Below are 13,258 nucleotides of genomic sequence, written 5' to 3' on the forward strand. Positions count from 1 at the left end.
AGCGATGGCGATATCAGGCCACGGTAACATTCGAGAGCCTATCGCCGGCAAGCCAGCTCCTACAGGAGTAGCAGTGTTTTCAACGCCCCGCGCGCGATTCACGAATATAGAAACGAGCCTTCTCGGCTTTTTTGGTGCAGCCTTCGAACCCCTCGAATTGCTGCTGGGTCTTGGCGGCGGTCAACAGCGACAGGGCCTTGGAGTAGCTGACCGTCCCGGCGAAACCTTCGGCTTTGGCCAGGTCCAGTTCATGCCAGGCCGCATCCAGGCCACTTCCGCAACTGTCGCGATAAGCGGTTTTGCCGGCACAACCGGCGAGCGCCAGGGCAATCAATGGCACACAGATCCAGGCTTTCATCACTCACTCCTCAAAGATAGGTCAACAGTCATGCAGGTAAGACGGTGCGGCGACGCAAAAGTGCCGTTGGTCCGCCGTGCGAACTATAGCGCTGACGAGAACAACCCTGTGCCGCCATGGAGTGTCGAAAATACGACGCTCCTGCTTCATCGAGCGACCATGGCGATTGAAGCATGACCCTCGATGGGTGCATTGTTGAACCATTAAAACGAGGGCGATTGATGAAAAAGCGTGTCGCACTGGTATTGGGCTCGGGTGGGGCCCGGGGTTATGCACATATCGGGGTCATTGAAGAGATCGAACGGCGCGGCTATGACATTGCCTGTATCGCCGGTTGCTCCATGGGCGCGGTGGTGGGCGGGATCTACGCCGCCGGCAAACTCGATGAGTACCGCGACTGGATCGAGAGCCTGGATTATCTCGACGTGTTGCGCCTGGTGGACGTCAGTTTTCGCCTGGGGGCGATTCGTGGCGAGAAGGTGTTCGGGCAGATCCGCAAGATCGTCGGCGAGATCAACATCGAAGACTTGCGCATCCCCTACACCGCCGTTGCCGCCGACCTGACCAACCAGCAGGAAATCTGGTTCCAGGAAGGTTGCCTGCACCAGGCGATGCGCGCCTCGGCAGCGATTCCCAGCCTGTTCACCCCGGTGATGCAGGGCAACCGCATGCTGGTCGATGGCGGCATTCTCAACCCGCTGCCGATCGTGCCGGTGGTGTCGAGCCATTGCGACTTGATCATCGCGGTCAACCTCAACTCCACCAACCAGCGCCACTATCAATTGCCGGTCATCCAGCGTCCCGCCGCCTTCAAGACCCGCTTCGACAGCCTGATCAACTCTCTGGGCTCGAAGCTGCCGTTCCGCCGCAAACAGGCCGAGCAATTGTTGATCCTCGAGCAGGAAGCCCTGAGGGCCGAAGGCGCAGATTTCAATCCGTGGATCGAATCCGCCGAGCCTGAAGCCCAGCAACCCGCGGCGGCGCCGGAATCCAGTGGCGCACCGCGCTCCGCCACCGGTTCGTTCATCATCGACAACGTCGGACCGGCGTCCTTGCTGGACTTGATCAACCAGAGTTTCGAGGTGATGCAGACATCGCTGGCGCAGTACAAGATTGCCGGATATCCGCCGGACATCCTGATCAACGTGCCCAAGCGCGTGTGCCGGTTTTTCGAGTTCTACAAGGCGCCGGAGCTGATCGCACTGGGAAGGGAGATTGCGCGGGATACGCTGGACCGGTATGAGAAGGAGCAGAACTGAAAGCCTGAAAGTTCTCGAGTGAATGTAAGGGCCTCATCGCGGGCAAGCCCGCTCCCACAATGACCGCGTCGATCACAAATCCTGTGTACGCCGCTAACCCTGTGGGAGCGAGCTTGCTCGCGAAGGGGCCGGATCAGTCACCACAAATTTTCAAAACTATTCACTCAACAACCGATACCCCACCCCAGCCTCTGTGACGATGAACCTGGGTCGGGTCGGATCATCCGCCAGTTTCTGGCGCAGGTGCCCGACCACGATGCGCAGGTAGTGCGTGTCTTCGGTGTGCGTCGGCCCCCAGATGTCCTTGAGCAATTGCTGCTGGGTGATAACCCGCCCGGGATGCCGCGCCAGTTGCGCGAGCACGGCGTACTCCTTGCGGGTCAGCGCGACTTCGATGCCGTCGAGCAGCACCCGGCGATACGCCAGGTCGACCGTCAATGGACCGAAGCTCAGCGCGGCTTGCGGGACCTCGCCGACGGTTGCCTGGCGCAACAGCGCACGAATCCGCGCCAGGAATTCCTGAATGCCGAAGGGCTTGGTCACGTAGTCATTGGCGCCACCATCCAGGGCCTCGACTTTCTGCCCTTCACTGGCACGCACCGAGAGCACCAGCACCGGCACCGTCGACCACTCGCGAAAATCGCGCAGCACCTGTTGGCCGTCCATGTCGGGCAAGCCGAGGTCGAGCACCAACAAGTCCGGCTTGTTCAACGCAGCCTGGGCCAATCCTTCACTGCCGGTGCCGGCCTCCAGCACTTTGTAACCCTGGGAAGCGAGGCTGATGCGCAGGAATTTGCGGATCTGCGGTTCGTCGTCGATGACCAGGATGGTCGCAGTCTGGCTCATGAGTTCACATCAACACTTAGAAGTGGCAAGAGAGTAGCGCATGCACGATCAGGCTTCACTCTCGTATCCGGGCTGAGCCTGTAGCGGCAGGTGCAACGTGATGCAGGTACCGCGCCCGTCGATGCCGTCGGCGACGCTGATGTGCCCGCCATGGGCACCGACCATGCCCTGACAGATCGCCAGCCCCAGTCCGGTGCCCTGCCCGCCACGATCACCTCGCGCCGCGGTGTAGAACATGTCGAAAATCTTCGCCCGCTCCTCCTCCGGAATCCCCGGTCCCTCATCGCTGACCGAGAAAAACAACTCACTGTCATCGGCCCCGGCGCGTAGTTGTAAACGCCCGCGGGGTGGCGAAAACCGCGCAGCGTTTTCCATCACGTTGATCAGTGCCTGTTCGATCAGCGCGGCATGGACGAACAGCAGCGGCAAATCCGCCGGCACTTCGGTGCTGACCTGCAGCGACGCGAGTACCGCGCGCAAGCGATTGAGCGCGCTGCCGACGATATCCGCCGGCGACACCCAGTCCCGCGCCAACTTCAGGGCACCGTGGCCGAGGCGGGTCATGTCGAGCAGATTCTGGATATAACGATCAAGGCGCTCGGCTTCATCGCGAGTACCTTCGAGCAACTCACGCCGGTCCTCCAGCGGGATCGCTTCGCCCAGGGCCAACAGGCTGTCGATACTGCCGCGCATGGACGTCAACGGTGTACGCAAATCATGGGACACCGAAGCCAGCAAGGCACTGCGCAGTTGCTCGGTTTCACCGTGCAGCCGCGCCGCTTCCAGGTCATCGGCCAGTTGCGCCCGGGCCAGCGCCTGGGCCAGCGGCTGGCTCAGCGCGGTCAACAAGCGGCGGCGCTGGCCGCTCAGGGTCTGGCCTTCCCTGGCGCAGACACCGAGCAACGCCAGCGGGCCGTCCTCCACCGATAACGGCCACCACCACCAGCGGCCGAACGGCAAGGTGCCAGTGCCCGCACCCGCCGGTTGGTCGTGCTGCCAAGCCCAGTCGGCGGCAGCGCGTTCGGCTTCGGTGAACTCCAGCGGGCCACCGGTTTCGACTTTCCAGCCGTTTTGCCCATCGCGGTTGAGTAGACACAGTTGCACGTCGCTCCAACCGTTGAGGTGCTGGGCGGCCGCGCTGACCACGGCCTGGCGATCGGTGGCGGCGGTCAGTTTGCGCGACAGGTCGAGCAGTTCGGTAGTCTCTTCCTGGGTATCGCGCAGGGCCTGCAATTGCCTGCGCTGGCGCGCCGCGAGGTTGCCCGTGAGGGCCGCCATCAGCAGGAAGAACAACAAGGTCAGCACGTCTTCTTCGCGCTGGATGCTGAAAGAAAAATTCGGCGGAATGAACAGAAAGTCGTAGGTCAGAAACGACAGCGCCGCACAGGCCAGCGCCGGCCCGAGACTGCTGCGCACAGCCACCAGCAGCACGGCGGCGAGGAACACCAGCGAGATGTTCGGCAGCGGCAGAACACTCGCCACGGCCCAAGCCAGGGCGCTGGCCAGAATCGTCGCGACCACGGCCAACGCGTAATCGAACCAGACCAGCGCCCCCATCGACCGCTGATGAGGCCGATGCTGTGCGTGATCGCTATCGAGCACATTGATTTCCAGTCCGCGCGCATTGCGCAACAGGCGCGCCGCCAGCCCGCCACCGAACAGGCGACGACGCAATCTCGGCCGGGACTGGCCGACCAGCACCAGGCTGGCACGCCGCTCGGCGGCATGCTGGATCAGGGTTTTCGCCACCTCACCGGCGCGCAGCAACACCACTTCGCCACCCAGGCGTTCGGCCAGTTGCTGGGCACTTTGCAGGCGCAGGCGCGACTGTTCGTCACGCACGCTGCCGTTGTCCACATGCACCAGGCTCCAGGGCAGGTGCCGCCGCTGGGCCACGCGGCTGGCATGGCGTACCAGACGCTCCGCCTGGGCATCGCCATCGACCCCCACCAGCAAACGCCCGCGCACGGCCGGTGCCGCTTGACCGAGTTGGCGATAACCCTGGGCCAGATCGTTATCGACCTGAGCCGCCGCGGTTTGCATCGCCAGTTCGCGTAGGGCCGTGAGGTTGGTCTGGGAAAAGAACGCGTCGATGGCCGCCCGCGCCTGTTCCGGTACATAGACCTTGCCGTCGCGCAATCGCTCGAGCAGTTCCCGTGGCGGCAAGTCGATCAGCAGCAGTTCGTAGGCTTCCTGCAACACCCAGTCCGGCAGGGTTTCGCGGACCTGCACGCCAGTGATGCCGCGTACCTGGTCGTTGAGGCTTTCCAGATGCTGGACGTTGACCGTGGTGTACACGTCGATGCCGGCGGCGAGCAGTTCCTGAATGTCCTGCCAGCGTTTTTCGTGACGGCTGCCGGGGGCGTTGGTGTGTGCCAGTTCGTCGACCAGCACCAGTTTTGGTTTGGCTTTGATCAGTCCGTCGAGATCCATTTCTTCAAGCAACACGCCCCGGTACTCCGAGCGCACCAACGGCTGCTGCGGCAAACCGCCGAGCAGTGCTTCGGTTTCGGCCCGGCCGTGGGTTTCGACGACGCCGGCCATGACCTTCACCCCTTGGCGCAGCTGGATGTGGGCCGCCTGCAGCATGGCGTAAGTCTTGCCCACCCCCGGCGCGGCGCCGAGAAAGACCTTGAGGCGGCCACGGCCATCGCGGGGCAGGTCTGCTAACAGCGCGTCGGCGCGGCCGGAGTTGCTCATGCTTGGGAATCTCTTTTTTCAGATGTTGTTGTGGTGATTGTGAGGCCGTCATCGCGAGCAGGCTCGCTCCCACATTTGGAATGCGTACTCCTGTGGGAGCGAGCCTGCTCGCGAATGGCTGCGCCGCCGATCTACAGGTTTTCCAGCGCCAGATTCAACTCAAGCACATTCACCACCGGCGGGCCTACCAACGGCTGCTCGATGTGGGCATCCAGCAGTTGTTGCAGGGTCGCTACCGGTAGATTGCGCGCCGCCGCGACTCGCGCCAGTTGATAGGCAATCGCCGCCGGTGGCAAGTGCGGATCGAGGCCGCTGCCGGACGTCGTGACCAGCGCCAATGGCACCGGCCCCTGGCCTGGCACAAACAGTTTGGTGGCATCGTCGATCACCCGCGTTGCCAGCGCCGGGTTGCTCGGCGACAGGTTGCTGGCGCTGCTCGACACCGTGGCAAAGGCACCGGCGGAAGGCCGTGGGTGGAACCAGGCGTCGCCAACGAAGTCCTGGGCGATCAGCGAGGAACCGCGGACCTTGCCGTCGGCATCACGCACCAGGCTACCGTTGGCCTGATCCGGGAACGCAACCTGGGCCACGCCAGTGACCACCAGTGGATAGGCGACGCCGGTGATCAGCGTCATCAGGACCAGCAGGCTCAGGGCCGGGCGTATCAATGTGGACATTTCAAAATCCTCGAATTCACATGAAAATCCTGTGGGAGCGAGCTTGCTCGCGATGGATCTGAAGGCGCCGCGCTTTGTCAGAAAGGGCGCGTTATCGTTAACGCCCATCGCGAGCAAGCTCGCTCCTACAGAGGGCAGTCAAACCAGATGCAACGCCGTCAACAGCATGTCGATCGCCTTGATGCCCACGAACGGCACCAGGATCCCGCCCAGGCCGTAGATCAGCAGATTGCGTCGCAACAACGCCGCCGCACTCGCCGCCTGCACGCGCACACCGCGCAATGCCAGTGGAATCAGCACCACAATGATCAAGGCGTTGAACACGATCGCCGAGAGAATCGCGCTCTGCGGACTGCTCAGGTGCATCACGTTGAGCACGCCCAGTTGCGGGTAGATCGCGGCGAACAGCGCCGGCAGGATCGCGAAGTACTTGGCCACGTCGTTGGCGATGGAAAAGGTCGTCAGCGCACCGCGGGTGACCAGCAATTCCTTGCCGATCTGCACCACGTCCAACAGCTTGGTCGGGTCGCTGTCGAGATCGACCATGTTCGCGGCTTCACGTGCCGCTTGCGTGCCGTCATTCATCGCCATGCCGACGTCCGCTTGAGCCAGCGCCGGGGCGTCGTTGGCGCCGTCGCCACACATCGCGACCAGGCGACCGTCGTTTTGCTCGTGACGAATGCGCGCCAGTTTTTTCTCCGGCGTGGCCTCGGCCAGCACGTCATCCACACCCGCTTCGGCGGCGATGGCAGCGGCGGTCAACGGGTTGTCGCCGGTGACCATGACGGTGCGGATCCCCAGCTTGCGCAGCTCGGCGAAACGCTCGCGGATGCCGGGCTTGACCACGTCCTTGAGGTGGATCGCACCCAGTAATTTACCGTCGGCACACACCAGCAACGGGGTGCCGCCACTTTGCGCGATCCTGTCGATTTCACGGGACAAGGGGGCAGCCAGATCAGCCCGCTTGAGGCCGACGAACGCCAGCAGCGAATCCACCGCGCCCTTGCGGTACACGCGCCCTTGATAGTCGACACCGGACAGGCGGGTTTCGGCACTGAACGGTACGGCTGTCAGCACCTCGGCGGACGGTTCCGGTTGCGGATGAGTGCCGCGCAGGTACTCGACGATCGACTTGCCTTCAGCGGTGTCGTCGGCCAGCGAGGCAAACAACGCACCTTCAGCCAGTTCCTTGGCAGTGACGCCCGGAGCGGCATAGACCGCTGTGCAACGACGGTTACCGAAGGTGATGGTACCGGTCTTGTCCAGCAGCAGGACGTGCACGTCCCCCGCCGCTTCCACCGCACGACCGGACTTGGCGATCACGTTCAGGCGCACCAGGCGATCCATCCCGGCGATACCGATGGCCGACAGCAAACCGCCGATGGTGGTCGGAATCAACGTGACCAACAGCGCCACCAGGAACACCAGCGGCAGGCTGCCATTGGCGAAGTGCGCGAACGGTTGCAGGGTCACGACCACCAGCAGGAAGATCAGGGTCAGGCCGATCAGCAGGATGTCGAGCGCCACTTCGTTCGGGGTTTTCTGGCGTTTGGCGCCTTCGACCAGGGCGATCATGCGGTCCAGGGTCGACTCGCCAGGGTTGGCGGTAATCTTCACCAGCAGCCAGTCGGACACCAGCCGGGTATTGCCGGTGACGGCCGAGCGGTCGCCGCCGGACTCGCGGATCACAGGGGCCGATTCACCGGTAATCGCCGCTTCGTTGACCGCCGCGATGCCTTCGATCACCTCGCCGTCACCGGGGATCATCTCCCCCGCTTCGACGCGCACCACATCGCCTTTGCGCAGGCTGGTGGCCGGCACCACCTGGAACGTGCCGTTGCCGGTTTTGCGCCGGGCGCTCAAGCCCTCGCTGCCGGCCTTGAGGCTGTCGGCGCGGGCCTTGCCGCGACCTTCAGCCAAGGCTTCGGCGAAGTTGGCGAACAGCACGGTGAACCACAGCCACACCGCGATTTGCGCGGCGACGAAAGTCGGCACCGCCGTGTCGGGAATGAAGCACAACACCGTGGTCAGGATCGCGGTCAGTTCGACCACCAGCATCACCGGCGCACGCTGCAATTGCCGTGGGTCGAGCTTGACGAAGGCTTGCACCAGCGCCGGGCGCCACAGGGCCGAGATCGCGGTTTTCGGTTGCTCCGGTGCCTTGGCGGCGACCGGTTTGGTTGCGGGCATATTCATCATCAGCTCCTTAGAAGCCCATGCTCAGATGTTCAGCGATAGGGCCCAGCGCCAGGGTCGGCAGGAAGGTCAGGCCGCCCACCAGCAGAATGGTCACGGTCAACAGGGTCACGAACAGCGGGCCGTGGGTCGGGAAACTGTTCTGGCCAATCGGTGCGGCTTTCTTCATCGCCAGGCTACCGGCCAATGCCAGGACCGGGAGGATGTAGCCGAAACGACCGATCAACATGCCCAGGCCCAGCATCAGGTTGTGGAACGGGGTGTTGGCACCGAAGCCACCGAACGCGGAGCCGTTGTTGGCACTGGCCGAGGTGTAGGCATAGAGCAACTGACTGAAACCATGGGGCCCCGGGTTGCTGACGGCGGCCACCGGGCCAGGCAGGCTGGCGGCAATCGCGCCGAGCACCAGCACGCCGATCGGCATGACCATCAGGGTCACGACCAGCAATTGCACTTCTTTGGCTTGCAGTTTCTTGCCGAGGTATTCCGGTGTGCGCCCAATCATCAGGCCAGCGAGGAACACCGCGATCAGCACGTTGAGCAACATGCCGTAGAGCCCGGCGCCGACACCCCCGAAGATCACTTCGCCGACCATCATGTTGACCAGCGCCACCATGCCGCTCAGCGGGTTGAGGCTGTCGTGCATACCGTTGACCGAGCCGTTGGACGCGGCCGTTGTGGTCACCGACCACAGCACGGTGGCGGTGGTGCCGAAGCGCGCTTCCTTGCCTTCCAGCGGCGCGGTCTGTTCGACAGCGGCATTGTTCAACGAAGGGTTCGGCTGGTACTCCGCCCACAACGAAGTCGCACCGCCGATCAGGAACAATGCCAGCATGCAGGCAATGATCGCGCGGCTCTGACGCAAGTCCTTCACGTAATGGCCGAAGGTGAAGACCAGCGCGACGGGGATCAGAATGATCGAGGTCACTTCGAACAGGTTGCTCCACGCCGTCGGGTTCTCGAACGGATGCGCCGAGTTCACGCCGAAGAAACCACCGCCGTTGGTGCCCAGTTGCTTGATCGCAATCTGACTGGCAGCCGGCCCCAGCGGAATCACTTGGTCAACACCCTGCATCGTCAGCGCATTCACGTACTGCGCGAAGGTCTGCGGCACGCCCTGCCACACCAGGTACAGCGCCAGCAGCAGGCACAGCGGCAGCAGGCCGTAGAGGGTGGCGCGGGTCATGTCGACCCAGAAGTTGCAAAGCGATGCGCTGGATTTGCGCCCGATGCCACGGCACAGCGCGACCAGTACCGCCAGGCCGGTGGCGGCGCTGACGAAGTTCTGTACGGTGAGGCCGACCATCTGGCTCAGGTAGCTCAGCGACGCTTCGCCGCTGTAGGCCTGCCAGTTGGTGTTGGTCATGAAACTGACGGCGGTGTTGAACGCCAGCGTCCACTCCTGGCCCGGCAGGTTTTGCGGGTTCAGCGGCAAGTGGTCCTGGAACAACAGGATCGCGAACAGCAGCAGGAAACCCGCGAGGTTGAAGGCGAGCAAGGCCAGCGTGTACTTCTGCCAGCTCTGTTCGGCCTGCGGATCGACACCGGCCAGACGATAGCAACCGCGTTCGACCGGGCCGAGAACCGGCGTCAGCCAGGTGCGCTGCCCTTCCATCACCTTGTAGTAGAAACGTCCGAGAAACGGCGCCGGGACCAATACCACCGCGAAGAACGCGAGGATCAGCCAATAGTCATAACTGTACATGGCCGCTCCTAGTTCCGGTCCGCGCGCAACAGCGCAACCAACAGATAAATGAACAGCCCCACTGCCAACAGCAGTGACACCCCATCCAGAACGCTCATGGAAGTTCTCCTTGTAACGGCGTATTGCCGCGTGTAGATCCATTGTCGGGAAGGAGGCTGTAAAGGAACGAGACCGAGGGCGCGCGCGGGGCATAAAGAAAGCGTAAAGAGTGGGTTTACGCGGGGGTTACGGCGTGCGGCACGGAAAAAGCCGGGTGTGACGTACGTAACGGGCTAAATTGTGCGCGAGAGTAGTGAGTGACAGCTGCAACTCATGGATAATCGAGCCTGATCGGCGCGACGCAACCCTATGGGGGTCAGGAACTCTTGCACCTCCCCGCTCGCGCCTGCAAGCTACCGCCATTCGCATTACTGAAAAAGGCTGGCCCAACGTGCGTATCCTTATTACCGGCGGAGCCGGTTTCATAGGCTCGGCCCTTGTTCGCGAGCTGATCCAACACACCGAGCATGAAGTGCTCAACCTGGACAAACTGACGTATGCCGGCAATCTCGAATCGCTGACCAGCATCGCCACCGACACTCGCTACGAGTTCGTTCAGGCCGATATCGTTGACCAGGCGACCGTCAGCGCCGTGCTGGCGCGTTTCCAGCCGCACGCGATCATGCACCTGGCAGCGGAGTCCCACGTCGATCGCTCCATCGACGGGCCATCGGAATTCATCCAGACCAACATCGTCGGCACCTACAGCCTGCTCGAAGCCGCCCGCGGCTATTGGCAAACCCTGGCGGAACCCGAGAGAAGCGCCTTCCGCTTTCATCACATTTCCACCGACGAGGTCTACGGCGACCTGCACGGTGTCGATGATCTGTTTACGGAAACGACGCCCTACGCGCCGAGCTCGCCCTACTCCGCCAGCAAGGCAGCGTCCGACCATTTGGTCCGCGCCTGGCAACGAACCTATGGCCTGCCGGTGCTGCTGACCAATTGCTCGAACAATTACGGGCCGTTCCACTTCCCCGAGAAACTGATTCCGCTGGTCATCCTCAATGCCCTGGCCGGCAAGCCCCTGCCGGTGTATGGCAACGGCCTGCAAGTGCGCGACTGGCTGTTCGTCGAGGATCACGCCCGGGCGCTGCTCAAGGTAGTGACCACCGGCACCGTCGGCGAGACCTACAACATCGGCGGGCACAACGAACAAAAGAACATCGACGTGGTGCGCGGCATCTGCGCCCTGCTTGAAGAACTGGCACCGCACAAGCCGCAAGGCGTTGCGCATTACACCGACCTGATCACATTCGTCCAGGACCGTCCCGGCCATGACCTGCGCTACGCAATCGACGCCGGCAAGATTGAACGCGAACTGGGCTGGGTACCTGAAGAGACTTTTGAAACAGGCCTGCGCAAGACCGTCCAGTGGTACCTGGACAACATGGAGTGGTGCCGCCGAGTCCAGGACGGCAGCTATCAAGGTGAACGCCTTGGCGCCATCAACCCCAAGGAGCTGCTCGCATGATGAAAGGTATCGTTTTGGCGGGTGGCTCGGGCACGCGCCTGCACCCGATTACGCTCGGCGTGTCGAAACAGCTGTTGCCAGTCTACGACAAGCCCATGATCTACTATCCGATCTCGGTGCTGATGCTGGCCGGCATCAAGGATATCCTGCTGATTTCCACCCCGCAGGACCTGCCGCAGTATCGCAATCTGCTGGGTGACGGCAGCCAGTTCGGGGTGAATTTCAGTTTTGCCGAACAGCCTTCACCGGACGGCCTGGCCCAGGCTTTCCTGATTGGCGAAGCGTTCATCGGCGATGACCCTGTGTGCCTGATCCTGGGCGACAACATCTTCCACGGTCAGCACTTTGGCGAGCAACTGCAGAGCGCGGCAAAACGCTCCTCCGGTGCCACCGTGTTCGGTTACTGGGTCAAGGACCCCGAGCGCTTCGGCGTGATCGATTTCGACAGCGACGGCCGTGCGCTGTCCATCGAAGAGAAACCGAAAAAACCGAAATCCAGCTATGCCGTCACCGGCCTGTATTTCTACGACAACGATGTGATCGAGATCGCCAAGGCGGTGAAACCTTCGCCTCGCGGCGAGCTGGAAATCACTGACGTCAACAATGCCTACCTGCAGCGTGGCGACCTGCAGGTCGAGCGATTTGGTCGCGGTTTCGCCTGGCTCGACACCGGCACCCACGACAGCTTGCTCGAAGCCTCTCAATACGTGCAAACCATCGAACACCGCCAAGGGCTCAAAGTCGCCTGTCTCGAAGAGATCGCCTATGAAAATGGCTGGATCGACCGCGAACAGCTGCTCGAGCGCGCCCGTTACTTCGGCAAGACCGGGTATGGCCAGTACCTCGCCAAACTGGCCGGGGAAGAGCAATGAAATGCTGTGATCCCGCTTCGCCCTGTGTCAAGACCGGACTGTTCCAGTGAAAGTACTCATCAATGGCCGGCACGGTCAGGTTTCACATGAATTGCAGCGGCGACTGGCGGCTGTCGGCGAACTGATCGTCTTGGGTCGCGATCAGCTCGATCTCGCGCAGCCCGAGCAGATTCGCCGTCAGGTGCAGAACATCCGGCCTGACCTGATCATCAACGCCGCGGCCCATACGGCGGTTGACCTGGCAGAAAGCGAGCCGCAAGCAGCCTTCGCCATCAACGCCGTAGCTCCCGGTGTCCTTGCCGAAGAAGCGTTGGCGCTCGACATTCCGTTGATCCATTACTCCACGGACTATGTATTCGACGGGATGAAAGCCGGGCCTTACACCGAGGACGACACGCCCAATCCGCTCGGGGTGTACGGCAAGAGCAAACTGGCCGGTGAGCAGGCCGTCCGGGACGTGCAAGGCAAACACCTGATCCTGCGTACCAGCTGGGTCTATTCAACCCATGGGCGTAACTTTCTGCTGACGATGCAACGTCTGCTGCAAGAGAAACCGGAGTTGCGTGTCGTCGCCGATCAAATCGGAGCGCCGACCTGGGCCGGCACCATCGCCAACAGCACCCTTGCCCTGATTGAACGCTGGCAGGCGAACGAAGTGGCTGACTGGGGTACTTATCACCTGAGCGCTCAAGGCGAGACCTCCTGGTTTGGCTTCGCCCAGGCGATCGGCGAAGCGCTGCGACAACAGGGCAAGCCCTGCGCCACGCTGATTGCGATCCCGTCCAGCGATTACCCCACACCCGCCGCCCGGCCGCTCAACTCGCGCCTCGATTGCAGTCGCCTGCAGCGCGACTGGGGTGTCAGCCAACCTGACTGGCAAACGGCGCTGCGCGAATGCCTGACTGAACAACCCTGAGCATCAACCGGTCCCCGGACCGGTGTCGGGTAGCGGGCATGCGGGCTCGCTCGCGAAAGCGGCACTGGCCGCAACGGCGCCCCTGACTGACGCACAAAGTTCGCGCATTCAGTAGCGAACATCCCCGATACGACAGCTTTCCCGCTATTACGACGTACCACCGCAAAATGGCACGTCCGCTGCAAAGCCCTCCCCTGAGCTTTCCAAACCACTCAG

General features: G+C 62.5%; 11 protein-coding genes. 4 read left to right on the top strand and 7 right to left on the bottom strand.

Translation table 11 applies throughout. From position 1 onward, the window contains the following. Nucleotides 1-79 precede the first annotated feature (79 nt). The gene (locus tag AB4O16_RS08425) at nt 80-358 is read right to left on the bottom strand and encodes a hypothetical protein (RefSeq protein ID WP_010461623.1); all 279 of its coding nucleotides are present in this window, start codon (nt 356-358) and stop codon (nt 80-82) included. A gap of 221 nt (nt 359-579) precedes the next feature. Between AB4O16_RS08425 and AB4O16_RS08430 the strand changes: the two genes are divergently transcribed. After that, on the top strand, nt 580-1,617 hold the full coding sequence (locus AB4O16_RS08430) for a patatin-like phospholipase family protein (RefSeq protein ID WP_150717560.1): 1,038 nt from the start codon (nt 580-582) through the stop codon (nt 1,615-1,617). Nucleotides 1,618-1,773: 156 nt separating this feature from the next. Here the strand turns inward: AB4O16_RS08430 and AB4O16_RS08435 are convergent, their stop codons facing one another. The 6 genes from AB4O16_RS08435 to kdpF all read right to left on the bottom strand — a co-directional run bounded on the left by AB4O16_RS08435 (nt 1,774) and on the right by kdpF (nt 9,839). After that, nucleotides 1,774-2,463, bottom strand: coding sequence for a response regulator (locus AB4O16_RS08435; protein ID WP_160386022.1), 690 nt, complete (start codon nt 2,461-2,463; stop codon nt 1,774-1,776). 48 nt (nt 2,464-2,511) lie between these two features. Beyond that, complete coding sequence (locus AB4O16_RS08440; protein ID WP_460157514.1) at nt 2,512-5,163, bottom strand: DUF4118 domain-containing protein; 2,652 nt, start codon at nt 5,161-5,163, stop codon at nt 2,512-2,514. A 131-nt stretch (nt 5,164-5,294) separates the two neighbouring features. Beyond that, complete coding sequence (gene kdpC / locus AB4O16_RS08445; RefSeq protein WP_460157515.1) at nt 5,295-5,840, bottom strand: potassium-transporting ATPase subunit KdpC; 546 nt, start codon at nt 5,838-5,840, stop codon at nt 5,295-5,297. 138 nt (nt 5,841-5,978) lie between these two features. Then, a complete protein-coding gene (gene kdpB / locus AB4O16_RS08450) occupies nt 5,979-8,036 on the bottom strand; it encodes a potassium-transporting ATPase subunit KdpB (protein ID WP_460157516.1) in 2,058 nt (685 codons plus the stop codon). A gap of 10 nt (nt 8,037-8,046) precedes the next feature. Further along, on the bottom strand, nt 8,047-9,741 hold the full coding sequence (gene kdpA, locus AB4O16_RS08455; protein ID WP_460157517.1) for a potassium-transporting ATPase subunit KdpA: 1,695 nt from the start codon (nt 9,739-9,741) through the stop codon (nt 8,047-8,049). Nucleotides 9,742-9,749: 8 nt separating this feature from the next. After that, nucleotides 9,750-9,839: a K(+)-transporting ATPase subunit F gene (gene kdpF, locus AB4O16_RS08460; RefSeq protein ID WP_007899818.1), complete on the bottom strand. Its 90-nt coding sequence runs from the start codon at nt 9,837-9,839 to the stop codon at nt 9,750-9,752. Nucleotides 9,840-10,171: 332 nt separating this feature from the next. Between kdpF and rfbB the strand changes: the two genes are divergently transcribed. The 3 genes from rfbB to rfbD are packed head-to-tail and all read left to right on the top strand — an operon-like array spanning nt 10,172 to nt 13,042. Then, nucleotides 10,172-11,254, top strand: a complete 1,083-nt coding sequence (rfbB, locus tag AB4O16_RS08465; protein WP_460157518.1) for a dTDP-glucose 4,6-dehydratase — start codon at nt 10,172-10,174, stop codon at nt 11,252-11,254. After that, the gene (rfbA, locus tag AB4O16_RS08470) at nt 11,251-12,126 is read left to right on the top strand and encodes a glucose-1-phosphate thymidylyltransferase RfbA (protein WP_150717567.1); all 876 of its coding nucleotides are present in this window, start codon (nt 11,251-11,253) and stop codon (nt 12,124-12,126) included. The genes rfbB and rfbA overlap by 4 nt, the downstream gene beginning before the upstream one ends. Nucleotides 12,127-12,172: 46 nt before the next feature. Further along, nucleotides 12,173-13,042, top strand: a complete 870-nt coding sequence (gene rfbD / locus AB4O16_RS08475; protein ID WP_460157519.1) for a dTDP-4-dehydrorhamnose reductase — start codon at nt 12,173-12,175, stop codon at nt 13,040-13,042. Nucleotides 13,043-13,258: the final 216 nt, after the last annotated feature.

Source organism: Pseudomonas sp. S2_H10, from assembly GCF_054668285.1.

Excerpts from the sequence above, each read along its gene's own strand:
- AB4O16_RS08425 (WP_010461623.1), bottom strand. The coding sequence starts at position 358 with ATGAAAGCCTGGATCTGTGTGCCATTGATTGCCCTGGCGCTCGCCGGT.
- AB4O16_RS08430 (WP_150717560.1), top strand. The coding sequence starts at position 580 with ATGAAAAAGCGTGTCGCACTGGTATTGGGCTCGGGTGGGGCCCGGGGT.
- AB4O16_RS08435 (WP_160386022.1), bottom strand. The coding sequence starts at position 2,463 with ATGAGCCAGACTGCGACCATCCTGGTCATCGACGACGAACCGCAGATC.
- AB4O16_RS08440 (WP_460157514.1), bottom strand. The coding sequence starts at position 5,163 with ATGAGCAACTCCGGCCGCGCCGACGCGCTGTTAGCAGACCTGCCCCGC.
- kdpC (WP_460157515.1), bottom strand. The coding sequence starts at position 5,840 with ATGTCCACATTGATACGCCCGGCCCTGAGCCTGCTGGTCCTGATGACG.
- kdpB (WP_460157516.1), bottom strand. The coding sequence starts at position 8,036 with ATGAATATGCCCGCAACCAAACCGGTCGCCGCCAAGGCACCGGAGCAA.
- kdpA (WP_460157517.1), bottom strand. The coding sequence starts at position 9,741 with ATGTACAGTTATGACTATTGGCTGATCCTCGCGTTCTTCGCGGTGGTA.
- kdpF (WP_007899818.1), bottom strand. The coding sequence starts at position 9,839 with ATGAGCGTTCTGGATGGGGTGTCACTGCTGTTGGCAGTGGGGCTGTTC.
- rfbA (WP_150717567.1), top strand. The coding sequence starts at position 11,251 with ATGATGAAAGGTATCGTTTTGGCGGGTGGCTCGGGCACGCGCCTGCAC.